The 25706-nt window shown below is 34.9% G+C and carries 23 protein-coding genes and 15 tRNA genes; 35 read left to right on the forward strand and 3 right to left on the reverse strand.

The features are described from left to right. Positions 1 to 3 precede the first annotated feature (3 nt). Both CLV73_RS18445 and CLV73_RS18450 read left to right on the forward strand, forming a co-directional pair. Positions 4 to 1623: a UxaA family hydrolase gene (locus CLV73_RS18445; protein WP_100378356.1), complete on the forward strand. Its 1620-nt coding sequence runs from the start codon at positions 4 to 6 to the stop codon at positions 1621 to 1623. Between the two features lie 218 nt (positions 1624 to 1841). Next, positions 1842 to 2228 (forward strand): RidA family protein, encoded by a 387-nt coding sequence (locus tag CLV73_RS18450; RefSeq protein ID WP_100378357.1) that lies wholly within the window; start codon positions 1842 to 1844, stop codon positions 2226 to 2228. Positions 2229 to 2291: 63 nt separating this feature from the next. Here CLV73_RS18450 and CLV73_RS18455 read toward each other — a convergent pair whose 3' ends face one another. Further along, the gene (locus CLV73_RS18455; RefSeq protein WP_100378358.1) at positions 2292 to 3320 is read right to left on the reverse strand and encodes a LacI family DNA-binding transcriptional regulator; all 1029 of its coding nucleotides are present in this window, start codon (positions 3318 to 3320) and stop codon (positions 2292 to 2294) included. A gap of 103 nt (positions 3321 to 3423) precedes the next feature. Continuing rightward, positions 3424 to 3771, reverse strand: coding sequence for a hypothetical protein (locus CLV73_RS18460; RefSeq protein WP_157798823.1), 348 nt, complete (start codon positions 3769 to 3771; stop codon positions 3424 to 3426). A 391-nt stretch (positions 3772 to 4162) separates the two neighbouring features. Between CLV73_RS18460 and CLV73_RS18465 the strand changes: the two genes are divergently transcribed. From CLV73_RS18465 to CLV73_RS18490, 7 genes are all read left to right on the forward strand, one after another. After that, entirely contained in the window at positions 4163 to 4882 is a 720-nt protein-coding gene (locus tag CLV73_RS18465; protein WP_100378360.1) for a DUF434 domain-containing protein, read from the forward strand. Next, a complete protein-coding gene (locus CLV73_RS18470; protein ID WP_100378361.1) occupies positions 4879 to 5529 on the forward strand; it encodes a hypothetical protein in 651 nt (216 codons plus the stop codon). The genes CLV73_RS18465 and CLV73_RS18470 overlap by 4 nt, the downstream gene beginning before the upstream one ends. Before the next feature lie 77 nt (positions 5530 to 5606). Continuing rightward, positions 5607 to 6971, forward strand: a complete 1365-nt coding sequence (locus CLV73_RS18475; RefSeq protein WP_100378362.1) for an SDR family NAD(P)-dependent oxidoreductase — start codon at positions 5607 to 5609, stop codon at positions 6969 to 6971. Positions 6972 to 6979: 8 nt separating this feature from the next. After that, positions 6980 to 7052, forward strand: a tRNA-Val gene (locus CLV73_RS18480). Between the two features lie 84 nt (positions 7053 to 7136). Beyond that, positions 7137 to 7208 (forward strand) — tRNA-Gly (locus CLV73_RS18485). Between the two features lie 3 nt (positions 7209 to 7211). Further along, positions 7212 to 7282: transfer RNA gene (locus tag CLV73_RS18975), tRNA-OTHER, on the forward strand. Between the two features lie 291 nt (positions 7283 to 7573). Continuing rightward, a complete protein-coding gene (locus CLV73_RS18490; protein WP_100378410.1) occupies positions 7574 to 8359 on the forward strand; it encodes a TatD family hydrolase in 786 nt (261 codons plus the stop codon). Positions 8360 to 8455: 96 nt separating this feature from the next. Here the strand turns inward: CLV73_RS18490 and deoD are convergent, their stop codons facing one another. Continuing rightward, positions 8456 to 9166 carry a purine-nucleoside phosphorylase gene (deoD, locus tag CLV73_RS18495; protein WP_100378363.1) on the reverse strand — a complete coding sequence of 237 codons (711 nt, stop codon included), beginning with the start codon at positions 9164 to 9166 and terminating at the stop codon, positions 8456 to 8458. A gap of 240 nt (positions 9167 to 9406) precedes the next feature. Between deoD and CLV73_RS18500 the strand changes: the two genes are divergently transcribed. The 26 genes from CLV73_RS18500 (at position 9407) to CLV73_RS18620 (ending at position 25704) form a co-directional block, all read left to right on the forward strand. Then, positions 9407 to 9796: a VOC family protein gene (locus CLV73_RS18500; protein ID WP_100378364.1), complete on the forward strand. Its 390-nt coding sequence runs from the start codon at positions 9407 to 9409 to the stop codon at positions 9794 to 9796. Between the two features lie 175 nt (positions 9797 to 9971). Further along, positions 9972 to 10640 (forward strand): hypothetical protein, encoded by a 669-nt coding sequence (locus CLV73_RS18505; protein ID WP_228424443.1) that lies wholly within the window; start codon positions 9972 to 9974, stop codon positions 10638 to 10640. Next, positions 10618 to 11154: a DUF4919 domain-containing protein gene (locus tag CLV73_RS18510; protein ID WP_157798824.1), complete on the forward strand. Its 537-nt coding sequence runs from the start codon at positions 10618 to 10620 to the stop codon at positions 11152 to 11154. The genes CLV73_RS18505 and CLV73_RS18510 overlap by 23 nt, the downstream gene beginning before the upstream one ends. A 43-nt stretch (positions 11155 to 11197) precedes the next feature. Then, a complete protein-coding gene (locus tag CLV73_RS18515; RefSeq protein WP_100378366.1) occupies positions 11198 to 12331 on the forward strand; it encodes an AAA family ATPase in 1134 nt (377 codons plus the stop codon). Beyond that, positions 12304 to 13047 (forward strand): hypothetical protein, encoded by a 744-nt coding sequence (locus CLV73_RS18520; RefSeq protein ID WP_100378367.1) that lies wholly within the window; start codon positions 12304 to 12306, stop codon positions 13045 to 13047. The genes CLV73_RS18515 and CLV73_RS18520 overlap by 28 nt, the downstream gene beginning before the upstream one ends. Next, entirely contained in the window at positions 13038 to 15428 is a 2391-nt protein-coding gene (locus tag CLV73_RS18525) for a hypothetical protein (protein ID WP_100378368.1), read from the forward strand. Before CLV73_RS18520 ends, CLV73_RS18525 begins: the two co-directional genes overlap by 10 nt. Then, complete coding sequence (locus tag CLV73_RS18530) at positions 15418 to 17133, forward strand: hypothetical protein (protein ID WP_100378369.1); 1716 nt, start codon at positions 15418 to 15420, stop codon at positions 17131 to 17133. The genes CLV73_RS18525 and CLV73_RS18530 overlap by 11 nt, the downstream gene beginning before the upstream one ends. Then, a complete protein-coding gene (locus CLV73_RS18535; RefSeq protein ID WP_100378370.1) occupies positions 17126 to 18148 on the forward strand; it encodes a tetratricopeptide repeat protein in 1023 nt (340 codons plus the stop codon). Before CLV73_RS18530 ends, CLV73_RS18535 begins: the two co-directional genes overlap by 8 nt. Before the next feature lie 813 nt (positions 18149 to 18961). Further along, positions 18962 to 19034 (forward strand) — tRNA-His (locus CLV73_RS18545). 97 nt (positions 19035 to 19131) lie between these two features. Continuing rightward, positions 19132 to 19205: transfer RNA gene (locus CLV73_RS18550), tRNA-Ile, on the forward strand. Between the two features lie 93 nt (positions 19206 to 19298). Continuing rightward, positions 19299 to 19372: transfer RNA gene (locus CLV73_RS18555), tRNA-Arg, on the forward strand. Positions 19373 to 19377: 5 nt separating this feature from the next. Further along, a tRNA-Asp gene (locus tag CLV73_RS18980) sits at positions 19378 to 19449 on the forward strand. Positions 19450 to 19516: 67 nt separating this feature from the next. Then, a tRNA-Pro gene (locus CLV73_RS18560) sits at positions 19517 to 19591 on the forward strand. A 402-nt stretch (positions 19592 to 19993) separates the two neighbouring features. Beyond that, positions 19994 to 20075, forward strand: a tRNA-Cys gene (locus tag CLV73_RS18985). A 171-nt stretch (positions 20076 to 20246) separates the two neighbouring features. After that, a tRNA-Tyr gene (locus CLV73_RS18565) sits at positions 20247 to 20333 on the forward strand. Between the two features lie 161 nt (positions 20334 to 20494). Next, positions 20495 to 20567: transfer RNA gene (locus CLV73_RS18570), tRNA-Glu, on the forward strand. A 206-nt stretch (positions 20568 to 20773) separates the two neighbouring features. Then, positions 20774 to 20847, forward strand: a tRNA-Leu gene (locus tag CLV73_RS18575). 8 nt (positions 20848 to 20855) lie between these two features. Further along, a tRNA-Leu gene (locus CLV73_RS18580) sits at positions 20856 to 20929 on the forward strand. An 84-nt stretch (positions 20930 to 21013) separates the two neighbouring features. Next, positions 21014 to 21086, forward strand: a tRNA-Phe gene (locus CLV73_RS18585). A gap of 76 nt (positions 21087 to 21162) precedes the next feature. Then, positions 21163 to 21235: transfer RNA gene (locus CLV73_RS18590), tRNA-Gln, on the forward strand. Positions 21236 to 21375: 140 nt separating this feature from the next. Next, positions 21376 to 21861: a ribonuclease H-like YkuK family protein gene (locus CLV73_RS18595; protein ID WP_100378372.1), complete on the forward strand. Its 486-nt coding sequence runs from the start codon at positions 21376 to 21378 to the stop codon at positions 21859 to 21861. A gap of 111 nt (positions 21862 to 21972) precedes the next feature. Further along, complete coding sequence (locus CLV73_RS18600; protein WP_100378373.1) at positions 21973 to 22749, forward strand: ATP-grasp domain-containing protein; 777 nt, start codon at positions 21973 to 21975, stop codon at positions 22747 to 22749. Positions 22750 to 22760: 11 nt separating this feature from the next. Continuing rightward, positions 22761 to 23132, forward strand: coding sequence for a cyclic-phosphate processing receiver domain-containing protein (locus CLV73_RS18605; RefSeq protein WP_100378374.1), 372 nt, complete (start codon positions 22761 to 22763; stop codon positions 23130 to 23132). Continuing rightward, the gene (locus tag CLV73_RS18610) at positions 23132 to 23689 is read left to right on the forward strand and encodes a DinB family protein (RefSeq protein WP_100378375.1); all 558 of its coding nucleotides are present in this window, start codon (positions 23132 to 23134) and stop codon (positions 23687 to 23689) included. Before CLV73_RS18605 ends, CLV73_RS18610 begins: the two co-directional genes overlap by 1 nt. Positions 23690 to 23783: 94 nt before the next feature. After that, a complete protein-coding gene (locus CLV73_RS18615; protein WP_100378376.1) occupies positions 23784 to 24800 on the forward strand; it encodes an RNA ligase, Rnl2 family in 1017 nt (338 codons plus the stop codon). Between the two features lie 358 nt (positions 24801 to 25158). Then, complete coding sequence (locus CLV73_RS18620) at positions 25159 to 25704, forward strand: 3'-5' exonuclease (RefSeq protein ID WP_100378377.1); 546 nt, start codon at positions 25159 to 25161, stop codon at positions 25702 to 25704. The last annotated feature ends 2 nt before the right edge of the window (positions 25705 to 25706 follow it).

The following is a 25706-nucleotide window of genomic DNA, read 5'->3' on the forward strand; positions in this document are numbered from 1 at the left end:
ATCATGCAAAAGAAAGTACTGAAAGTAAATCCTAAAGACAATGTTATCGTAGCATTGCAGGATTTGCATGCAGGAGAGTCGGTACATCTTGACGGTGCAGATTACACGATTCTCAAAGATATAAAAGCAAAACACAAATTCGCTGCTTTAGATTTTAAAGATGGTGACCACATCATTATGTATGGGGTAATTGTAGGAAAGGCAAATCAGCCGATCAAAAAAGGCGAAGTAATCACTACCGAAAATGTAAAGCACCAAAGTGCAAAAGTAGAAGGAAAAACGGCTACTTTAGGCTGGACTCCTCCTAATGTAGAGAAATGGAAAGACCGTACCTTTATGGGGTATCACCGCGAAGACGGACAAGTGGGTACTGAAAACGTATGGCTGTTTTTTCCTTTGGTATTCTGTGAAAACAAGAATATTGAAACCCTGAAAGATATTTTTGAAAAAGAATTACTGCATGATAAAGCAAGCAAACATCAACTGTTATTAAGGTCGTTATTGAATGGTGGAACCGATGCTGATGTTGCAGTGGAAGAGGAAGAACAGGATACAAGAATATTTAAAAATATCGATGTAAGATTCATTACCCATCAAGGCGGTTGTGGCGGAATTCGTCAGGATGCCGAAGCATTGGGAAGATTATTTGCAGGATATGTGAACAATCCGAATGTTGCCGGTGCTACGGTTCTCAGCTTAGGCTGTCAGAATCTTCAGGTGCAGATTTTTATGGATGCGCTTCACGCGCTGGCTCCAAATAATAAAAAGCCAATTGTTGTTTACGAACAGCAAAAGTCGGGTACCATAGATGAAATGCTTACCGGGGTTATTAAAGATTCTTATGAGGGTATTAAGAAAGCAAACGAAATAGAAAGAAAACCTGCATCCATCACTAAACTGAATATTGGTTTGGAATGTGGTGGTTCGGATGGTTTTTCCGGAATTTCGGCAAATCCTGTTTTAGGTGAAGTTTCCGATATTATGTCTGCAGTAGGAGGAACAACTATGCTTGCTGAATTTCCGGAGCTTTGCGGGGTAGAGCAGGAGCTGGTTAACCGTTGTGTGAATGATGAAGATGGAATAAAGTTCCTTAAGCTAATGAAAGATTTTGAAAAGTCTGTTGTAGCAGCAGGATCAGGTTTTGATATGAATCCATCGCCCGGAAATATCAAAGACGGTTTAATTACCGATGCGATGAAATCTGCAGGTGCTGCTAAAAAAGGCGGTGCTGCACCGATTGTGGAAGTTCTTGATTTTACAGAATATGCTACGAAGCCTGGACTTAATCTTTTGTGTACACCAGGAAATGATGCCGAATGTACAACAGCTTTAGCAGGATCAGGTGCTACTATTGTACTTTTTACAACAGGTCTTGGAACGCCGATGGGAAATCCGATTTCTCCGGTCGTTAAAATTTCTTCTAATTCTGTTTTGGCAGATAGAATGCCGGATATTATAGATTTTAATGCTGGTACTGTAATCACCGGAGAAAAAACAATTCCGGAAGCTGCAGACGAACTTCTTGAATTTATAATCAAAGTAGCAAGCGGCGAGGTAAAAACCAAAGCTGACCAACTTAATCAGAATGACTTCATTCCATGGAGACGAGGTGTCTCACTGTAGTGGATTATTATATTAAATATTAGGGTTGAAAATGCTTCTTACGCTTTTGTAAGGAGCATTTTCTTTTTGATAAGTAAAGAATTTCATAAAATCGCATATAAAACTACGGTATATCGTTAATTTAAATATTAAGAATTTCACTAAGTTATTGATAGTTAGTGTTTTGTGATTCACGCATAGTTGTTGGTAACACATATTTATATTTTTAAATAATAATTATGAGTACTAAAGAATTTAAAACGTTTAATATGCCTTGGGAAAAGGTATATGGATATGTACAATCTGTAAAAAATGGTAATACAGTATGGATTTCTGGACAGTTGGGGCACGACATGGATGGAAATCTTACAGACGGGATGGAAAACCAGTTCAGGCAGTCGTACAGGAATATTGAAAAGCTTTTAGCTGAATATGAAATGGGCGCTGGAAATGTTGTGGAAGAAGTAATTTATGTGACAGATATGAAAGAAGGTTTCGAAAGCAGAAAAATAACAGGGAAAGAATTTTATGGTGAAGAATGTATTGTGGCAAGTACCATTATAGGAGTAACAGAATTGGCACTTCCAGGTCAGAAAGTAGAAATTAAAATTGTTGCTAAAAGTTAACTTCGCAGATTAAACACAGAATCCGCAAAATTGTAAATCTTGCGGATTCTGTAATTATTAGAACTACTTTCTTTTCGAAGACTTTCTAATATAAATCTGCGGTTTTAAAACCACTTTTTTCTCAATAGAAACACCAGAAGAATTGTCTTTAATATGGTCTAAAAAGACTTGTCCTGCCATTTGTCCCATCGTAACGGGAGTTTGGTCAACTGAGCTTATCGGAAGCTCCATAAACTGGGTGAAAGGTTCATTAGAAAAACCAATAACAGCTACTTCTTCCGGAATCTTTATTTTACGCTTTTTCAATTCCTGACAGGCACCTAATGCGGCAAAATCACTCGAAGAAAAAATAGCATCCGGAACCGATTTTTTGCTCCAGAGTTTCTTTATCGCTTCAATACCGGCATCAATAGAACTTCCGGTAGATATGATGTTATCTTCGTTTACGGGTAAATGATGATCAAGTAAAGCCTGTTTGTAGCCATTTAAACGGTTTTGATAAATTTCCAGGTTGAGATCCCCTGAAAAATGGCAGATATTTTTGTAGCCTTCCTTGATGAGGTGTTCAGTGGCCATATAACCTCCTCTGTAATCATCTATAGTTACCGTACTGATCCCCGGAATATCTTTCTTACGGTCAAAAAATATGATCGGGGTGTTGGAAGTGTTTAAAATATGCTGAATATGCTCTGTATCTACGGTGGTTCTGGAAACAGACATGAAAATTCCGTCAACCTGAGCATTGAGCAATGTATTCAAATGCCTTTTTTCAATATTGACATCTTCATGGCTTTGACAGATAATGACATGATAGCCATAGGTAGAAAGTTCTTCTTCGATACCGCGAATAACCGATGAGAAAAAATTGGTGTTTACAAACGGAACAATGATTCCTACATTTTTGGTTTCCCCACTTTTTAATGCCTTGGCAAGATTATTCTGCTTGTAGTTCATTTCCTTTGCGGTTTTCACTACAAGTTCTTTCGTTGCCTGGCTGATTCTCGGATGATTGTTTAATGCCCTTGAAACGGTTGCTACACTTATGTTTAGCTTTTTTGAGATGTCATAAATAGTGGCATTTTTCTTTGTCATAGGTATTCTGGACTAACGTTAAATTTTCCTCCCATACTCCTTTCAGAATAGACGTAAATTTAATCAAATTAATGATACCGATAGCCGAAAAACTGCTTTTTTCTTATTTTTTATAAAGAGCAATCTTTCTTTCAGGATATTCAGTTTTTAAAACAAGTTTATCATCCTTAATAGTGATAATTTTGAATAACCTGTTAGAAGTATCTTCCAGCTCAGGACCCTCATACAATAAAGTCAGAACATCGTTCCCGATTTGATAGCTTCCTGTAGTAATTGTTGTAATATCAAATGAGAAGGTCTCTTTAAACTTGTTCCCCTCCAAAATGTGTAAACAGTATTTTTCAGTTTTTGTACAATATTTACCGGGTTTAAATTCTTTCGTTTGTGAAAAGAGGAGATTGAAGCTGAAAACTAAAAACACAAGAAGGCAAAAAAGTAGTGTTTTTTTCATATGCTACTGGTCTTTTTTTAATAATCTTCAAGTTTAAGAATTTTCTTTTAAAAATTTGAGAAATAATTTGAGAAATTAATAAAAAGTGGAATCAAATTCTTAGTACTTCTCATCCAACTTTATATAGAATATTTAAATAGTTTTGTTATGTATAAAAAATTTTTGATGACCATGAAATTGTAGGGAAAGTATTAGATGCTTTTTTAATTTTAAAATTTTTTCAGGAAATCTTTTTTCGCGGCATCAACTTTTTAATTTTAGAGTAAAAATGGATTTTTAGTATGGGGTAATTTTATTGAAATAGCTTATCCGCTTCAAAAGGAAATACGCTTGTTATTCCGATTCTAAAACCAATTTTATATGTACGCCGGAAAATAACTTCACATAAAGTATGAACAACAGAAATCGAGGAAAGAACACAGGAGATGATACATTATTCGGTCCACAAAAACAGAGGGAAAAATTAACATCGGCAGTCCAGGATATGTACTATCTATTGAGCCGTGGTTATGCTGAAAAAGCCTCTGCTGAATTGGTAGGGAACAGATATAGACTGAAAACCCGTCAGATTCAGTCAGTTCGTGGAGCTTCCGCTTCCGCTGCTCAAATTCAAAACAGAAAATCAAAACGGCTGAATGTTTCAGATCTTCAGGATAAAGTCGTTTACCTGGATGGTTTCAATGTTTTGATCTTACTTGAAAGTTTGCTTTCAGAGGCATATATTTTTGAAGGTTTAGACGGTTGTTTTCGCGACCTTTCTGAAGTTCACGGAACTTATAAGAGAGTAAATCAAACTCTCGCTGCAATAGAATTAGTTGCTAAATTTTACCGCTATTCAGCAGTTCAAAAGGTGATCTGGATATTTGATAAGCCGGTTTCCAACAGTGGAAGAATTAGACAAATGATTCTGGACTTTGCTTTGGAAAATAATATGAAATGGGAAATAGATTTAGAATTCAATCCGGATAAATTTTTAGTAGAGAATGCTGAAATCGTTGTTTCTTCTGATGCGTGGATTTTAGATCATTGTAAAAACTGGTTCAATCTTATTCAATATCTGATTGATAAAGAAAAGCTTTCCGTTAATCTTGTAAAAATGCTTGAAGAATGAATCTTTTTGAAAAATATATTCCTTTGTTTTCTAAGGCATGGAAAGAAAAATATCACGCCATTTTTGAGACTGAACATTTAAACGCCTTACATGACAATATTCAGAATTTTCAGCATAAAATTTCAGATTGGAAACTTCCTTATTTTAATGAAGAAATAAAAATCGACAGGGAGAAAAGCTTTGATTTGTTTTTAAGCATTTTCAACATTGAAGGGCCGGACGAAATTAAAGTTCAAAAGTTGGAAGAAATATCCTTAGAACACTGGCTGAATATTTTAGGGCAAAGAATAACTTCTGCGAGTATTCGCGATGAAAAAGCAATTCCACCTTCAAGAAAAGTGCTGATTGAAGCCTGCCAAAAACCGTTTAATGAAGAAATAACCATCGCTCAGAGAGCCTGGGAAAAACATGTAGGGAGAATGGAAGATCAGTTTTGGGGCGAAGTAAAAGGAAACAACCGGCAGAAACAGGAAAAGGTAATGGCGAAAATTAATTTCATCTTAGATAACAAAACCTGGTGGAATGTCTTCTTTCATTATAAACATGAGCTGGTGTTTGAAGTGAGAGAAAAAGGAGGTCATGGAATCCGCTGGAGTCATGGCGGAAAGCATTTAATTGGCTTTCTTGAAGTTTTTATCAACGAATAATTTAAGTGAAATATTTTTGTGTACGTAAAAACATTGCGTACCCATCCAATAATTTTGTAAGTGTAAAATAAAAAGTAATGAATTTTTCTAATCACAACTTTACGAAAAACGAATGGGAAGTATGTCTCAAGATTCTTCATGCTTTGAAAGATGAGCCATTTCAAAATCCTGATAATAAAACTTTTTCGGGATTAATTACAAAAATTCATAAGAATGCCAAAAAACAAAACCGCCAGGAAAGTTATTCAGAAATGAAAGCTCATGATTTGGAAATTAATTCTGAATCTGTCCTAATGAAAAAGGCTTTGGCAGGAATTTCTGCTTTTTATGACGATCAGAAAGATGAAACACAACTGACAAAGTTACAGATTCCGAAAAACTGTTACTGCTGTAACCAAAGTTATCAGTATGCCCATTCTTTTTACACGAGATTGTGCCCGAAATGCGCTGATGAAAATTACGAAAAACGTTTTTTATCAGCTGATTTAGAAGGGAGAAATGTGATCTTAACGGGAGGACGAGTAAAGGTAGGTTTCGCAACAGCGTTGAAATTGTTGAGAAGTGCTGCCAATTTGGTTTTGACGACCCGTTTTCCGGCTTTGGCATTGGAAACTTTACAGCAGGAAGCAGATTTTGATGAATGGAAAGATAGATTTTGGGTGTACGGATTGGATCTTAGAAATTTAAAGGCAATTCAGGAATTTATAGATTTTTATAAATCGAATTTTGAAACGTTGGATATTTTAATCAATAACGCAGCGCAGACAATTAAATATCCGGATCAATATTATTTACCCATCATCAAGCGTGAAAATGAGATGTTGGTTGAATTTAAAAACAATAAGAAATTAATTCCGAACACAACAGAAATTTCCACAGAAATTGGAAAACTGGAGTATGCACAAAATGAAGAAACGAATATTGTTTTAACGCGTTTCGGACAACCTGTCGATAATCGTGACAAAACAAGCTGGAATTCTACATTGGAAGAAATTTCGATGTATGAATTGGTTGAGGTTAATTTAATTAATCACATTGCCCCTTATTTTTTGATTAAAGAATTAAAACCTGTAATGAAAAAATCGGCTTTTAAAGAAAAGTTTATTGTCAATGTGACGTCTTCGGAAGGTATTTTCAGTTATGATAACAAAACGATTTTCCATCCGCACACAAATATGACGAAGGCTGCCTTAAATATGATGACGCTGACTTCCGCAAAAGAATTTGAAAAAGATCAGATTTATATGACTGCGGTTGATGTTGGTTGGATTTCTACAGGAGCAAAGGAAAGTTTGAGAAAGAAACAGTTTGAGCGGGGATATATTCCGCCGTTGGACTCTGTGGACGGAGCAGCGAGAATTCTGCATCCGATTGTGGAAGGAATCGATGGGAATTATTTCAGTGGAGTTTTATTGAAAAATTATAAAATTAATAACTGGTAAAGATAGAGGAAGCGTTAGCTCAGCTGGAAGAGCGCCTGTCTTACACGCAGGAGGTCGTGGGTTCGAGTCCCACACGCTTTCCAGAACGGAGATAATAGTAATAAAGGAAAAATACATTTTGCTAAAATGAGTTGCAGGTTCGATTCCTGCTTATCTCCCAAAATAGAAATGTTAGCTCAAAGGAAGAGTACTGACCCTCCAAGTCAGAGGTTGCGGGTTCGAATCCTGTACATTTCACAGGAATATATTGTCTAACGGAGGGACTCTATTACTTCATGATAGCAGTGCAGGTTCGAATCCTGTTATGTTCCCAAAATGAATACAATAATTTTAGTGTTATAAACGCTCACAAAACCGACCTAGGAAACTGAAGCGTTAAGAAAATTAAAATTTAATCCGTTAATAAATTCCCATTGTCCGAAGCGCGATACGAATATTGAACCGAAGAATAAATATTCAATTCGTGCAAGTTTTGGGAATTTTAGGATTAATTTTTAATTTTTAGCATTCAGGTTCCAAGTCTTGAATTTTTGTTTCTTTTGCTTCAAGACAAAAGAAAATAATTATTGAAAAACAAAAATAAATTTAATGAAAACAAAAAAATGAATATACTTATCGACATTGGTATTAACCTAACCAATAAACAATTCTACAACGAACAGGAAGAAATCATCAATCGTGCGCTTGACAATGGCGTAGAGCAAATGATTCTCACAGGAACAAGTGTTCGTGGCAGTAAAGAATCTGCGGCTATTGCAGAAGATTATCCTGAGATTTTATTTTCAACAGCAGGAATTCACCCGCATGATGCAAAATCCTTTACTCATGAAAGTATCAGTGAACTCAGAAAATTATTAAAACAAGATCACGTTGTTTCCGTCGGGGAATGTGGACTGGATTTTGACAGGGATTTTTCTCCAAGACCTGTTCAGGAAAAATGCTATCTTGCCCAACTTGAATTGGCCATAGAAGTAAACAAACCGCTTTTTCTTCATGAAAGATCGGCTTTCAAAAGGTTTAATGAGGTTACAGACGAATATCTTCCTAAATTTCCAAATGCAGTCGTTCACTGTTTTACCGGAACTTTAGATGAAGCCAAAATATATTTAGACAAAGGGTTCTATTTAGGGTTTACTGGGGCAATCAGCGATCAGAATAGATTCAAACATCTGGAAGAGGTTATTAAATATGTTCCTCTCGATCGTGTAATGATTGAAACCGATGCGCCATTCATGCTGCCGAAAAATATGCCTAGAATGCAGAACCGTAGAAATGAGCCGGCCTTTTTACCTTACGTTGCCCAGACAGTTGCGAATCTAAAGAAAATCAGTATTTCAGAAGTCGCCAGTGAAACGACAGAAGTCGCCAGGAATTTTTTCAGGATATAAAAAAGAGTTTTACAGATGAAGTAAAACTCTTTTTTTTATTTTAAAGCAATCAATTTATTTGTTTGCTTTCTAAGATTTATAAGTAATCTTTACTTTTTATAAGCTTTTAATGGCAGATTCCAAAGCAAGCTCCATCATTGGTTTCAAAGCTGTTTCCCTTTCATCAGCAGAGATTTTCTCATGAGTTGGGATAATATCGGTTACCGTAAGAATGGTTGCCGCATTTTTTCCTAAATATTGAGCATTGGCGAACAATCCAAATGCTTCCATTTCTACTGCCGGACAGTTATATTTTGTAGCAATAGAAGGAACGGCAGGATCTTTTCTATAAAAAATATCACTACTGTGAACGTTGATTGCTTTTGGGGTTAAAGATAATTCCTTAGCAGTTGTCTTGATGGTGTCAAAAATACTTCCCTGGTGAGAAAGAATTTCATCTTCAATTTCCCAGGCAAATTTGGCGTAGGTACTTTCACTCGCTGCCTTTTCAACGTTTAAGATATCAAAAGTTTTCAGGTCTGTTGTGTAAGCTCCACAGGTTCCGATTCTGATGATTGTATCCACCTCATATTCCGTAAACAGTTCGAAAGAATAAATTCCGATACTTGGGAATCCCATTCCACTAGCACCTACAGTGATTTCTTTTCCCTTGTAAAGACCTGTATAATAAAAAATGCCTCTCGTTTTGCTTACTAATTTTGCATTTTCCAGATAGTTTTCAGCAATATATTGTGCGCGAAGCGGATCTCCCGGCTGCAACACGACTTTAGCAATTTCTCCTTTTTTTGCACTAATGTGAATACTCATAATTTTATTTTGAAGCTGCAAATATAACAAATATGTGAATAGAGAATTGATAATTTAGTGTTTCAAGAATTTTTTTTAATTGATAATACTTTTTAGGTAAAATTTATTAATCAAGCCTTCTTTTAAAGTATTTAGGAAAAGTTGTAAACACGAATTTAAATTTATTCACAATATTTATTTCAATAGTTTTGTTTATTTGAAACAAGGATTAAACAAAAATTAATATAAAATAAAGATTACATGAAAATAGAACACGTAGCTTTTTGGGTAAAGGATTTAGAGAAGATGAGAAGCTTTTATGAAAAATATTTTGGCGCAATTTCCAATGAAAAATATCGTAATCCTGTAAAAAATTTTGAATCTTATTTCCTAAGTTTTGAAAACGGAAGCAGACTGGAAATCATGACAAGACCGGATATTCAGGAGGGAAACAATTCTTTTGAAGCTCAGAAATTCGGAATTATTCATCTTGCATTTTCTACAGGAAGCAAGGAAAAGGTGGATGAATTAACTGAAATACTTAGAAATGACGGCTACAAAGTGGCCGGAGAACCCAGAACTTCGGGTGATGGCTACTACGAAAGCGTAATTCTCGATCCTGAAAACAATATCATTGAGATTATAAAATAGTTCTAGTTCTCAAGTAGGCTTATTACTTGGCTCGGCTCAGATCGAAGATCTGAGCCGAGCTTTATTGGCCGTATTCATTTTCTGTCGTTTTAATCTTTATCAAGAAAAATAGTATTTAATTCTTAATCATTGAATTAAAAATTTTATTCTCAGAGAAATAATTATATTTTTGTTTATGATGGAAACCAAATCCCCGTTTTTAGATACTTTATTTCTGCTCCGGAAAGAAGAATGCATCACCATTTTTGCGGATGTAAAACAAATTTCATTAAAGGAGGAACAGGAAGTGGCAGAATATTTTGAAACCGAATTTGAAAAAGAAAGACTGGAGTTCTTATCTGATCAGATTCCGTTTGATAAAGAAGTCGCAGTTTGGGCGGCAAAAATCCTGTATCATAGCGTTCAGCTTTATCTGGTTAGGGAAAATACAGCCAAAGATCTTGCTAAACTGATTCCGGAGTTTAACGGGAAGCTTAATCCTTCTGCAAGGCTATCTGCAGATCTTTCATTAAGGTTCTTACCGCAGATTATAGTCGCTCTGAAAAACGTAGATGCAGATGATCCTTTGATCGCATTACTTGAAAATATTTTAAAACAATTCCATTATTCTGGAATTGAAGCAGACATAGAAGTGGAACATCTGAACTGGGAAGAAGAGCTGAAAGATACAACCTACAGAAAACTCTATCTTGAAAGAATTGTAGACAATAAAGTATACAGACTGGCTGAAATTCCTTATATCAATAAATTACTGAATGCAGAATTTGGATGGTATAAAAATGCTTTCTGGAAAGAATTAAAAATAAATGAAACACAAGAAAATGAGCCAAGAGACAGTATTTGATTTTGTAAAAGACCCCACCAAAGAAAATTTTCTGAAATCCAGAGAATTAATTATAACCAATCCGGGATATGATCCCTATTCTGATGATTTAGAGATCATGGAAAAACTGTTTGAGAATAAGGAATATGATAAGCTTAATTATTATGTTACCATTAACGTATTACTAAGTCCCAGAGCACATTTTATAAAATACTTTTCTTTAAAGCAGGTTGGAAATACAAAAGCGGCAGAAAGTATCATGTTCATTTGTCATAATATTTTAAGCTGTATAGAGAAAACGGGAGATGGAACCCTGCAGAATCCATATATCGTCACTAGAGTTTCTGATGAAAAAGATTTTTTGCAGCTTCATTTGAGAAAAGAATATACTCAACAAAGGTTGATGGAATATGAAGACAAATATTTAGATGTCCTAACATTAGAGGATGGCTCAGAAATATATTTCGATATTACCGTTCCTTATGAAAGAATTGCTTTTTCATTAAAAAAGAGAAATGAAGAAACAAGGGAATAAAGAAGAGGAAAAGAAAAATGGTAGAAATTTTAAAACTTAACAAATGACTCAACATATTGATAAATTAAACAATGTTCTTAACTACGTAAAAAATACATTTGTAGGTAAAAACGATGTAGTGGATTTATTGGGAATCTGCTTGCTGGCAAGAGAAAATGCATTTTTATACGGCCCTCCTGGAACTGCAAAATCGGCTCTCGTAAGAACACTGGCAAAAACCGTAAAAGACGGAAAAAATTTCGAATACCTTCTCACCAGATTTACGGAACCGAACGAAATTTTCGGACCTTTTGATATCAGGAAATTAAAAGAAGGAGAATTGTTGACGAACACAGAAGGAATGATGCCGGAAGCTTCAATGGTATTTCTGGATGAGATTTTCAATGCAAATTCTGCAATTCTGAATTCCCTTTTGATGGCTTTGAACGAAAAGATTTTCAAAAGAGGAAAAGAAACGAAAAATCTCCCCGCACTGATGTTTGTGGGGGCAAGTAATGTTCTTCCTGAAGATGAAGCACTGAATGCATTGTTCGACCGTTTTCTGATCAGAATTAATGTTGATTACGTAAATCCTGAGTTGCTTCAGCAAGTACTTTTAGCCGGAAGAAAGCTGGAAAATATGGTGGATATTGAAACACCGGAAATTCTTTCCCATGAAATCAAAGAACTTCAAAATTTGTGCAGAACGGTTGATCTGAAACCTATTTATGAAGTCTATCTAAATACAATTATCACCCTTAGAAATACAGGAATTGCGATTTCCGACCGTCGGGCAGTGAAATTACAGAATCTGATCGCCGCAAGTGCATTAATTTGCGGAAGAAATGAAGCTATTTTATCAGATTTATGGGTGTTGAAACATATTTGGGACACCGAAGAACAGATCGAGATACTGGAAGGAATTATCAACAGGACGATCGAAAAAGACGACCATCCGAAATCTCATCCACAAGCCTTACAAAACAAAACTCCGAATCCGGAAGAAGTGATGAAAGATGTAAAAATCTTAGTGGAAAAATGGGAAAATGATACGCTGAGTTTTGAAGAACAGAATGTGATTAAAGATAAATTAAGATACCTTCAAACACGTTGCGACTGGATCAAGAATCCTGAACAAAAACAATATATCCAACAGGAAATCGAAAGTTTATGGCAGAAGATTCTCCAAAGCATATAAAAGAATTTTGGGCAGAGCTTCCCCGCGCAGATGAAGATTTTTTAGGTTCGATTCGTGACTGGAAAAATGTTCAGATTGCATTGGATGATGAAATAATCTGGCTGAAAGGTTTTACTGGTGAACAGGCTGTTTCACCGGAAATCCAGCAGTTGCCGAATTTTTTGCTGTATGAATTAAGAGACGGACTGTTGTTCCGAAAAGATGCATTGGTTCCGAGTAAAAAAGTGAGAACGGCTTTACTTTGGACTCCTATTGACAAAACGTTACGGTTGACTTTTCCTTCTTCCAATCATAATTTTTTCGGAATTGATGAAAAGATTGAAGTTAAATTAAAGCCAAGCGAAGAAGAACAGCCTGCAGCGGCTTTGTTGTGCTCAATTCCTGAAATTAAAGATACGATTATTGCATTGCCAAAATTTAAACTGGAAAAAATAGATTGGATTATTATTGATGATAAAGCATTATTCTTAGGAAATCCGTTGTTGAGCTTTCCGGGAAAAACGTTTTGGTCGAAAGACGGTCATCTTTTGCCGACAGGTTTTGATTTTGAATTTAAAAATTTGAGTTGTTTATTGCAAAAAAAATATAATGCAAGTAAGGATCAATGGCTTTTATGGAGTGAAGACGGAAGTGTTTTAAACATCAATAAAGAAGATCTCCGCAAGTTATCTGTAAGCTCATTCCGCCTGACTGAAAAATCACAAGAATGGATATAATTGCTTATTTTCAATCATATATAAATTATTTTTGGGAATGGACTACTGATGAAGATGTTCCCGACGATACCGGATACAATGAAAACAACCTTATTTCGATTCCGAATGTAGGGGCAATTGCTTATAGACCTTATGTGATAGAAGTTTTAAAAGAATTAAAAGATTTGGGATTTCCGCCTTTTGGTTCATTACTTCTTGCTTTATATGCTACTCAGGGTGGATATTTAAATCTGGATGGAGTTTTTTATTATTTGAACAGGCAAAAAAATACTTTGCCAGAAATAGACTCGGATATTAATTCTGCAATTAAGTTTTTAGAGAATTTAAGTCATATCGGAGCTTCATTTAAAAAAGGGCAAAATAAAATTATTCTTTTACAGACAATTTTTAGAGATTGTCATAATAAAGTTTCATCCGTAGCTTCAGAATTAATTGTAAAAATATTTGAAAAAAGACCTTATATAATTGCTGAAGCAGCGAATAAAAAAGATTTAACCTCAATTGCTATTAATCGGGATATTAAAACTTTGGCTTTACTTCACCATAAATTTCCTACAACAGAATCAATTATTAATGCGATTAGAGGAACTGTTGATATTCCCGAATTAGAAGACGAAGTCATTGAAGAAGAAACCACCGTTGAAACCGACAAAGATTTCATTCAGGAACTGATTGAAGAACCAAAAACATTTCAGGTCGGAAGTTTAATTAAAAGAATCTGGAGCGGGCTGAAAATCCCGATGCGCCACCTTTCTCCCGGCGAACAGCCGATCGGGGGAATTTCTGATATGACGAATAAAGGTGATTTCCACAGAATGCTTTTGTCAGAATTTGCCAATGAAGATGAGGTTTTCATGAATCGCGTTGCGAATAACGAAGCCCTGTATATTCAGCGTGAAATTCCACCTGAGGAAAATATTTTTGAAAGAGTGATCCTTATTGATACTTCCCTGAAAAACTGGGGAACTCCGAAGGTTTTGGGTTTTGCATCGGCGATTGCGGTAATCAAGCATCCAAAGGCGCATTCTGAATGTAAAGTTTTTGCGTTGGGACAGGCCAATATCCCGATTTCTTTGGATAAAGTGGAGCAGGTTATCGAAAATCTGAATCAGGTGAGTTCAGCTCTGGAAGTTTCTCATGCATTGGAAAAATTCTTTGAAGAAGAGCACCGTGAAAAAGATCTTGAAGTTTTTTTTATTACGCATCAGGAAAATTTAGCCCATCAAAAACTGCAGAAAGTTATCCACGAAAACAGAGATCGACTAAAATTTTTGGTAACAACTTCTGCAGATGGCGAACTGAATTTTTACAAACATCAAAAAGGAACGAGAAAACATATTCAGAAAATTCTTCTTCCCTTAAAAGAATTGTGGGCAAATCCACCACAACGTAGACAAAAAGGTGAAGATAATTCATCTAAAAACTGGAAAAAGACCGATGTTCCCATCAATTATCCGATTTTGTTTCCGACACCGGTTAATAAAATTGCGATTTTTCTATATGAGGGCGAATTTTTTATTTTAAGCAATAAAAAACAGCTGTTGAGGACTTATTTGACGGATAATTATTATAATAAAAATTATTATGATCATTACAAAATCCATCGTGGCTGTGAAGTTTTATTTGAAGGTATTTCTGTGAAACCGAGAGGGCAGTTTGCTTTGGCGAGAAATAAACAGCAGCAATTTATTTTGTGTCAATATCAACCGGATAAAAAGCTGATTTCTAAATTAAATTTAAATACTAAAGAATATTCCGAATTGAATTTGACAGGAATGGCGATTCCTAAAGAATTGAAGCTGGTATATTTTGATAAGAAATTTTATCTGTTTTTCCCTAAAAGGGATTCTATTTATGAAATTAATTTAGAAGGAAATATTTCAATTGGTCAAATTCAAAATGATCCGGAAATCGCAAAAAATTATGCTAAAGTTGAGACAGAAATTGGAAAATTAAAAACCAGCGGAATTAAAATTTTAAACAATTTCAGTAATATCGGAATTAATTCTGAGAAAAATCTTGTGGTTTCGAATAATGAATTTAATAAAGTGTATGATAATTCATTAACATTGTATAGAAACAGACATCGGATTGAAATTTTTGCCCATCAGAACAAAAACAGGTTCTCGTTTTCTGATGGGAGCGAAATTATTACAGATTCCCGCGGAATGCTGACTTTTAAAAGCAGCAACAAAAATATCCCTGAATTCTTTATTCCATCAACGGAATATGGCTTTTTGGCGTTGGCAACACATACGGAATTTGGGGGTTCAGAATATTATCTGCCGGAAAGTACTTTATTAAAAGTGAAAAAAATGGAAGATATGTATGCTGAACACTTAAGGAGATTTATAGATCAAATTTGGGAATATGGAGCTTAGAATACAGCCTTTTCCGAAAAATAATTATCCTAAAAAAGGACTTTTAATAAAAGGTCCATCACCTTTGACGTGGCTTCATGAGATGGAAATATTAGGAATAGATTTAAACCAGATCCGATCTTTTCCGATTCCTTCCAACAAACCGAATGTATTGTATGGCTGTTTCCTGATCTTTGAAAATCTGGCTCCAAACGAAATTGGAAGAAATTCTTATTTTCAGTGTATTGATAGTAAATTTTTCATTCCTGAAAACACTACTTTTTATCCTAAACTCAATCCGGAAGACTGGCAAAATGCCGATACCGAATTTCTCATTATGCATCCTGAATTTGGCTTGGTTAAATTAAATGAAGAGATCGACTGGATTTCATTAATTCAAAATCCAAAACCAACGGAAGCCAAATTGAGAAAGCCTTCAAATGGCGTGAAAATTCCTCAGAAAATTCAGAGTTACACCGTAGAAATGGATGATGAAAAGGTATTGGAAGCTCTTGAAAAGCCACAAACTGAAGAAGAATGGATGAAAAACCTTCCTTTCGACATGAAAAAAGTAATGAAAGGCAACAAAAAGGAAATCGAAAAATATTTAAAATATATTGAAAGATATCCTGACAGAGCCGTAGAATTGGGTGTTCCGCTTGATATCATGGGGACTTCACGAGGTGATGGATTCAGCAAATTTAAATTTTTAGAAGGAACCTGGCTTGAGAAATTACTTGGTGGAAAAGGTAGAGATACTGAAGGTGGAAGTTCTTCGGGACGCGGTTACAGCTGGATTTTCTGGGTAATTTTGTTATTTGTTGGATTGGTAAGAATCTTTGTTCATTTTAATAAAGAAGATTTTTCAAAAGAGACCCCGGTTTCCTCCGGGAAAATTACAAGAAAAGAAGCCGAAAATATGATGAAGCCTGTTATTGCTTATCAATCGGGCGTTACGGATATTGATATGAAGATCGATTCGATGTATGGAAAAAAGAGACAGGATTTAATGAATGAACATATAAAGGCATTGAATTTTAGTGGAAAAGATGAAAAGAGCTATGAAGAATATATAAAAAATGGAGGAAGACCGATTGATAAAATTCAGAACGAGATTTTTAGTCTGAATGATAAGACTAAATTGGCAACAGATTCGTTAAAAAGGGTTTATCGAAAGAAAATCGTAAAGTATTTAGTTCAGAACGAAGAAAAAATAAAGAAAAAAATTACTGATTCTATTAAAAAATCAAGCTCAGGAAAACCTGCAGATGAAGGCATTGTAAAAAAAATAATCATAAAAAAGCAAATGCTGATTGAAGATTCTTTAGGCAGACTTTACGGAACCAAAGATTATGTGGAACCACCTATTGATCCGAATAAGGCAAAGAAAGTGGAAACCCTGGAAAAGGAAAAACCAACCGAAAAACACGATATTTCTTTTGCCGAAATTTTCTGGCTGATTGTTGCTATGACAGGTGCTGTTGGCTTATATTCTTTCGTTGTGAAAAGAAGGTCCTTGAATGTTGGCGGAGAAAATGTTCCGAGTGGGATCAAAGTTTTTTTGATGATCGTTTTGGTGGCGATGTTGGTATATATTTTCTATCCTTTGATCGAAATGTTCGGGTACAATTGGTTTGTATGGCTTTTGATAATTTGCGTGATAGTTCTTCTTTACAGACTTTTCAGTGAAGAAAAAACGATTTTAAAATCTGATAAGGATGAATAGACAGAAGTTTGTAAATAAATTTATGGCAGCTTTTTTTATTTTGGTAATCATTAAGGTTATCGGGATATTGGCGCAGCTATTCCATCAGAGCTTTTGGAGCGTAATCGGGACTTTGCTGATTTTTGCTATCATTGCTTTTATCATTTTCGCTGTGTTGCTGCAGTTGGAAAAGAAAGAAAAGGAAAAAAATCAATCTGCAGGAAGAGTTGCAAATGGTGGCGGAAATTTTTACGTTGAAACTTCACTTTTTGATAAAATAAGAAATAAATATGAAGAATTGGCTCAAAAATACATTGACGAAAAAGATTATAAACGAGCCGCAAAAGTATATATAAATCTTCTTCGGGATAATTATCGTGGTGCAAAAACGTTGGAAGATGGTGAATTTTACAACGAAGCAGCCGTGATCTATTTAAAAAAATTAAAAAATAAATCTGAAGCAGCAAACTGTTACGAAAAAGCTAGGCAATACAAAAAGGCAATCGATTTATACAAAGAGCTTGAGCAGAAAGAAAAAGTAGGGGATCTGTATCGTGAAATTAACGATATTAAAAATGCAAATACCTATTATCAAATGGTTGTGGATGATTATGTGAACAATAATCAGATGGTAAAAGGTTCGTTGATTTACCGTAAAAAAATGGAGATGCCGGATGAAGCCCAAAAAATTCTGTTGAAAGGTTGGGAAGAAGATCATGATGCATTCAATTGTCTGAATAATTATTTTGCGAATATTCATGATGTTAAAAAATTGGAGACGGAAATTCAGGATTTATATCAAAAGACGCCTGAATATAAGAAGATCACTTATCTTGAAGCGATGAAGTATGAGTTTAAAAAAGATCCGAAACTTCAGTTCACAACAAGAAATATTGCCTATGAAATTATCGCAGAGAAGGTAGCCAACCGTTCCGAAATCGTCAATGAGCTGAAATATTTCAATCCTGATGATGAGATAATTTTAAAAGACATTTCGAGGTATAAAATGGGAAGGAATAAAATGTTTAGAAACTGATTTAAAATTAAAGATCAGTGTCTTAAATACATTTGATTTTATTACCCTTAACTGTGAAAATTACAAACTAATAAAGAAAAAGATTTATCTTTGCCCCAGAAAAATTATGACAATACAAAGAGCACATATCAGTTTAAATCTATGCGATCGCCCTGTACTAAAGGGATCGTTTGGATATGAATGGATGATATTGAATGAGGCGAAATGTGCTTGCTTTGAAAATTATTTACTGTAAACCCGTAAAAGTTTGATCAAAATACTGCAGAAACGCCTCGATTATCGAGGCGTTTTTTGTGTTTTTAGAGCAGAAATTATTTAGAATGAAAAAAAATAACCATAAAAGTGAAAATTATTTAAACAAAAATGAACAATTAATAAGAAAATAAAGCGTGATCAATAACCCGATGAGAGACAGTCATTTAGGTATTCGAGGTATCTGCAAACCATTGCGGACAGAGATTCTCTATTCTAAATTTTAATTGTATTTAACTGATTTTCAATTGTTTAAATGAAAAATAAATTTGCGAGTTAAAAAAAAACATATTTACTTTGCAACCGAAAATTGAAAGCAATAAGTTTTCAAGCCTTTCAAAAAAACTTTTAAAACAAGAATAATAAAATGAAACAATTACATAACATATCTAATTTATCTTCAAGACAACGCGGTGTAGAACCGATGGGGCAGGGGTATGCTTGTATTATTCTTCTTGATAGTGAATTTGTAGAGAAAAGGTGCTTATATACATGGGTCAGCTAACGAACTGACACGTCTAAAAATATAAAGCGCCTCCTGAAAAGAGGCGCTTTTTTTATGGTTTCTCTAGCTTATTTGGTAAAGCGTCGGTCTGTGGAACCGAAGAACAGGGTTCGATCCCCGGAGATACCCAAAATGTGAATGGTCAATGGTGAACTTTGTTTCACAAGTGAATTTAAAATTGGCAAGCAAAGCAAATTGCCACTTGACCATTCACAAATAAAAAAACAATCTCATAGCTCAATTGGTTGGAGCATCGACCTGATACGTCGAAGGGTGAAGGTTCGAGTCCTTCTGGGATTACAAAATGTGAATGGTTAATAGTGAATTTTGCTTCACAAGTGAGTTTAAAAATTGACCAGCGAAGCGGATTGACAATTCACCATTCACGTAAAAGGTTCCGTGGCTCAATTGGATAGAGCATGGGTTTTCTAAACCCAGGGTTACAGGTTCGAGTCCTGTCGGAATCACAAAAGGTCTATTGAGGTAATGGCTAACCTGCCTGACTGTCGCTCAGGCACTGCGAGTTCGATTCTCGCATAGACCGCAAAGATTCACGGAAAATTTCGGATCCGACTGTCTCTCGGAAAAGAATTGAAAGTGAATCTGCAAAACTGGAAAGATAACGGTGGTTGTTTACCCGTCTTGGACGCGGGAGGTCGCAAGTTCGAATCTTGCTTTCCAGACCATAAAAGTGAATAGTCAATAGTGAATTTTGTTTCACAAGGGAGTTTAAAAATTGACCAGCGAAGCGAATTGACCATTCACTATTCACAGTAAGTTAATTGTTTCAAAAGAGAAAAGAAAAGGTTTGTCGGGAGCAGAAGATCTTTACGCCAAAAACACGATATAATATAGGCAAACTTTTTCTTAACTCACTTGAGGCTGGAAGATTGAAGATGGATGATGAAAAGTTTTAAACATAATATAAATTTTTAGGTAAAATAAAGTTTGTCAAAGCGCAGAAGTTCTTATATCAAACAAAAATTAAGACAGGCTTTGTTTTTTTAGTAGAATTTAGAATTTAGAGATAAAATATTATCCAAAAACTATCAACTATCAACTGTCAACCAGCAACTAGTTGCAAAAACGATGGTTCGCCGAAGTGGAAGAGTCGGGGCGGTCTGCAAAACCGTTGCGTAAGCTGAGTGGGTTTGACTCCCATAACCATCTCAAATAACTAAAATGAGATGAGTTCCGAAGAAAAAAAAAAGTTTGTCGAGCGAAGAAGTTCTTATATCAAACTAAAAATTAAAGACAGGCTTTGTTTTTCTTCAAAAAATTAGAAATTGGAAAGATTAGTATGAATATTATTCATTATCAACTACTTATTGCTCATGAAAGGGAAGTGCGCCGGAGTTGGAGAGCCGGGGCAGACTGTAAATCTGTTGCTTCATTGCTGAATAGGTTCGAATCCTATTACTTACACCAACACCACTGATAATGTAATGGCAGCATGCAGGAAATGTACTCTTGTTGTTCAGGTTCGACTCCTGGTCAGTGGTCAAAGAAGGTGAATGGTGAATAATTCAATTGTCAATTTTAAAATTGACTGCAAAGCAAATTGACAATTCAGAATTCACAAAAATAACGCTCTATTCGTCTAACGGTTCAGGACGTCTGTCTTTCGAGCAGAAAACAAGGGTTCGATTCCCTTATAGAGTACAGATTAAAAGGGAAAGAGGAGGTTTTGTCAAGCGCAGAAGATCTTTACAAAAACATTACAGGCATAGTTTATAATCAGACAAGCCTTCTCAGACCTACATATAAGTAATGAGCAATGGGTAATAAGTAATCCTGACAATGCTGAATTGTGAAATAGTAAAATTTAAAATATTACTAATTACCCATTACTAATAGCTCATCAATCTGCGGGAATGGTGGAAATGGTAGACACACTTGATTTAGGCTCAAGGCTTTGGGGGTTCGAATCCCTCTTTCCGTACAACAATTGCCTCTCTATTCCAATTGGCAGAGAAAACGGCTTTAAACCCCGTAAAGTCCCGGTTCGAATCTGGGGAGAGGTACAAAATATGAGTAATGAGTAATGTGTAATGATTAAATAAATTACGCGCCAAAATATTACTAATTACTCATTACCTATAAAATTTGGAAGAGTGGTGTAGCAGGTCTGCACATTAGTCTGAAAAACTAAAGGTACAGGTTCGATTCCTGTCTGTTCCACGAAATATGGATAATCAATAATGTACAATGAGTAATAACTCAAAACTCATAATTAATAACTTATAACTAAAAAAACTGATTCATAGTGTAATTGGTCAGCACACAAGACTTTGACTCTTGTTGTTCAGGTTCGAGTCCTGATGAATCAACAAATTTCGCATTAAGAGAAACTCTGTGTTCTTAGCTGAGTGAAACGCCTTTGCGAACTTAAAAACGGATAGTAGTAAAAAAACTTAGCGCACTTTGCGTTAAAACAAATATTTAAACAAAGACAAAACATGTAGAAAAAATGGAAACGCAACAACAAACATGGCAGAACATGACCGGAAAAATTTTCCAACAGTCTATCACACAGTTGGTAGAAGAAGCCATCATCCGCGAACAGGCCAATGGACATCGACTGAAAGTATGTGTGGGTTCAGACTCTCACGTTTATGGGGATGCCATTAATTATGCTACGGCAGTTGTCTTTATTCGTGAGGGAAAAGGAGCGTTTACCTTTATCAGAAAAGAAAGAGAAATACAGAGTATCAGTATCAAAGAGCGTATGCTGAACGAGGTGAACAAATCCGTAGAAATCGCTTATGCAATTTGCTCTATTCTGGAAACTTATGATGTGGAAATGGAGGTACACGCAGACATAAACACTGATCCGGATTTCAAATCCAATGTTGCTTTGAGAGATGCAATGGGTTACATTCTGGGAATGGGATATGTGTTTAAAGCAAAACCTTATGCATTCGCAAGTTCAAATTGTGCTGATATGATGGTGTAAAATAGCTGGAAGTGGGATGATGGATGCAGGAAGTTTAAAATGCTTCGATTGCTTCCATCCTCCAGCTTCTAACTTCCATCCAAAAAAGTAATAACCTTAAAACTAATAACCATGTATTTTTTAATTCAGGCTAATGTATATTTAGATCCCGATCATTATAAAATTTTCGATGCTTTGGAAGAATTAAATATTGATTATAGCGTAATTAATATTCCTCCAACTGCAGAGAAAATCGATTTTGAAACAGACAGAAAAGATGTTTTCGTATATGGTTCGGTAACGATTGCTAGATTGGCAAAACAAAATATCGATTGGTTTCCAGGTTCTTTTTACGAAGGCAATCATTTGTATGAAGTGTATTCTCAATATTATGGCGAAAACCTTTTGAATCACAAAGTTTCCGTTCACAAAATTTCTGAAGAACTGATTTGGAAAAAAGATGAGCTTAAATTCATTAAACCTTACAATGAAGCGAAAATTTTTACAGGAAAAGTTTTCAATGAAGCGGAATGGAAAGACTTTGTTTTTGAAGCATTGGAAAATCAATCCAACAGAATTACAGAAGATTCTTTGGTTCAGATTTCCGAAGCAAAACGGACAATAAAAGAAGCAAGAATTTGGATTGTTGGCGGACAAATAATCGATGCAGGATATTATAAATTCAATGATAATACTCCTTTCGAAGAAAAAGTTTCGGAAGGCGGATTGAGTTTCGCTAATGAAATGATTCAATTGTTCAATCTTGAAGAAGCTTTTGTAATGGATATTTGTTTAACAGATGAAGGCTGGAAAATTGTTGAAATCAATTGTATTAACAGCTCCGGATTTTATCCGAATACGAATGTGAAAAGTATTATCAAAGCTTTGAATATCTACTTTTCAAATTAGAAAATAAAACAATGAAAATGACAAAAAGATTATTGTTTCTGGATGATATAAGATACCCGATTGAAGCGTATCATTATACCCAACAGGACATTTTCCTCAGAAACGACTGGCATATTGTTCGGAATTACGAGCAGTTTGTCAACAGGATTTTGGAAAAAGGACTTCCGGAGATGATCTCTTTTGATCATGATCTGGCTGATGAACATTATCTGAAACAGGATTCTCAGGAATTTGTTGAGAAAACAGGATACGACTGTGCCAAATGGCTGGTAGAATATTGTATGGATTATTATCTGGAGCTTCCAGAATTTTACTGTCATTCCATGAATCCTGTTGGAAAGGAAAATATTGAAAGTCTTTTAAAAAACTTTAAAAATTTGTAATGGACATTTTTAGATTAATGAAGGATATAAAAACGCATTTGAAACTCAGTTTTGATGAGGTCAACAGATGGTTTGATAAAGATAATGAAATATTGAATTTTCAGCCTTCAAACGGAGGCTGGACGATTCGACAGATTTTAGAACATATTTATCTCACGAACTTTTATTTGTTGATTTTAATCGAAAAAGGTTCAAAAAAAGCAATGCGTAATTATCTCGATCTTGATTTAAATCTTGAAATAGAAAATTACAGTTTCAGTCAGGATAAGTTTGAAAAAGTGGGTAAGTATGGTGCTTTCGAATGGATAAGACCGGAGCATATGGAGCCGAAAGGAGAATTGAATTTAACTGAAATCAGAAGTTTAATCTCTCAACAATATCATCAGTGTTTAAATTATTTAGACTTGATGAAAAATGGTGAAGGTCTTCTCTGCAAAACAACCATGACGGTAAATGAACTCGGGAAAATCAATGTGTACGAATACATTTATTTCCTTTCACTCCATGCTCAAAGACATCTTACTCAGATGACAAATAATGAATTAGAAGTGATTTGAATACTTGGATTGTCTTTTTTCAAACAGTGGTGAAACCTCACAGGTTTTCAAAACCTGTGAGGTTTTAAGTAAAAACAATTTAAAAATTTAAAAAATGATTTTCAAAACATATAACTCTATAGAAAATGCTTACCAGACTCGCGTGATCGATCAGATTAAGATGCAAGGGTTTGGGGATGAGGTTTTCATCGTGCAGGAGAAGGTTCACGGGGCAAATTTCTCTTTCTTTACCGACGGAAAGGAAATTAAAATCGGAAAAAGGACCGCTTTCATTGAAAAAGATGAAAAGTTCTTCAATGCACATCAGATTTTAGAACGTTACAGAAAAAAAGTAATAGAAGTTTTCGGAAGAGTGAAAACAACGTATCCCGATGTTGAAACTGTAGTAATTTACGGTGAATTATTCGGTGGCGGTTACAAACACAAAGAAGTCGAAGCTGTAAAAGATGCAGTGAAGGTGCAGAAAGGTATTGAATATGCACCTTACAACGAGTTTTACGCATTCGACATCAAATTGAACGGAACTACTTATTTGGATACGGATTTAGTGAATCAAATTTTTGAGGAAACCGGGTTTTTCTATGCAAAGATTCTATTTCAGGGAACTTTAGAAGAGGCTTTGAAGTTTCCGAATGTTTTCGATTCTAAAATTCCGGATTGGTTGGGATTACCGGAACTCGAGAACAATATGTGCGAAGGAACCATCGTGAAAACTTTGAAAACCAGATATTTTGGAAATGGCTCAAGAGTCATTTTGAAAAATAAAAATGAAAAATGGGTTGAAAAATCTAAAGTAGTAAGAAAACAGAATAAATCAGCTCAAAAACAAATCAGCTTTAGCGAAAAAGCTCAAAATATTTGGGAAGAAATCCAAAAATATGCAACTGTAAACAGGTTGAATAATGTTGTCAGCAAGATTGGCGAATTTGAACCCAAAATGATTGGTAAAGTGATCGGTCTTTTTGCACAGGATATTTTAGAGGATTTTGAAAAAGATTTTCCTGAGGTTTTCACAACCATTGAAAAAGAAGAACATAAAAGGATCAACAAAAAGTTGAATTCTTTAGTCATTGATATGGTAAAAGAAGAATTAATGACAGTAAAAGTATAGTTTCGGTAATTATTATCGAAACTTTTTTACATGTTAAATTGAACCATAAATTTCTTGATTTAATGTGTAGAAAGTTTGTCATTCTGACGAAGGAAGAATCTCTGCGTTATGTATTAGAGATTCTTCATTCCACTTTGTTCCATTCAGAATGACAGTTTTGGCATGGAATTAAAATAAAAATTACAGAAGTTTTGAAAATTATTTTTACTGTGTAAATAGAATGCGTACTGTTGGTTTTACCTTTGCAAAGCTTTAGCAGCAACGTCAATTCTTCTTCAAAGAACTTCTTCCTAATTCTCCTTCAACCAAAAAGAACCCAATGTAATGAGTGAAAACAAGTAGAATTAAATTAATCAAAATGAAAACAACTAATGAAATAATAATCATCGATCTCGAAGCCACATGTTGGGAAAACGACAGAATTCCTATTGGGCAAAAAGTCGATATCATAGAAATAGGAATTTGCGAATTAAACAGAACAACAAAAGCAATTTCCAAGAAACAGAGCATTTACGTAATTCCCGAAAGATCTAGGATCAGTAGATTTTGTACAGACCTTACCGGGATTACTCCACAACTTATCGAAGAAAAAGGAATCTATTTCGAAGAAGCCTGTGAGAAAATAAAGAATGAATACCATTCTTCTCAGCTTACCTGGGCTGGTTTCGGAAGTTTTGATCAGGAACAGATCATGGAGCAGTGTGATTATCTGGGTATTGAAAATCCTTTTTCAGAAAATTATATCAACGTGATGCATCAGTTTAAAAATTATAACGGACTTCATAAAATGATGGGGCTGAAAAGAGCTTTAAAGTTTCTGAATATGAATTTTGAAGGCAATCATCACAGTGGAGCAGATGATGCTTATAATGCCGCAAAGATTTTAAAAGAAATTTTACGGTAAAT

This window comes from Chryseobacterium geocarposphaerae, from assembly GCF_002797535.1.
Classification (GTDB): domain Bacteria; phylum Bacteroidota; class Bacteroidia; order Flavobacteriales; family Weeksellaceae; genus Chryseobacterium; species Chryseobacterium geocarposphaerae.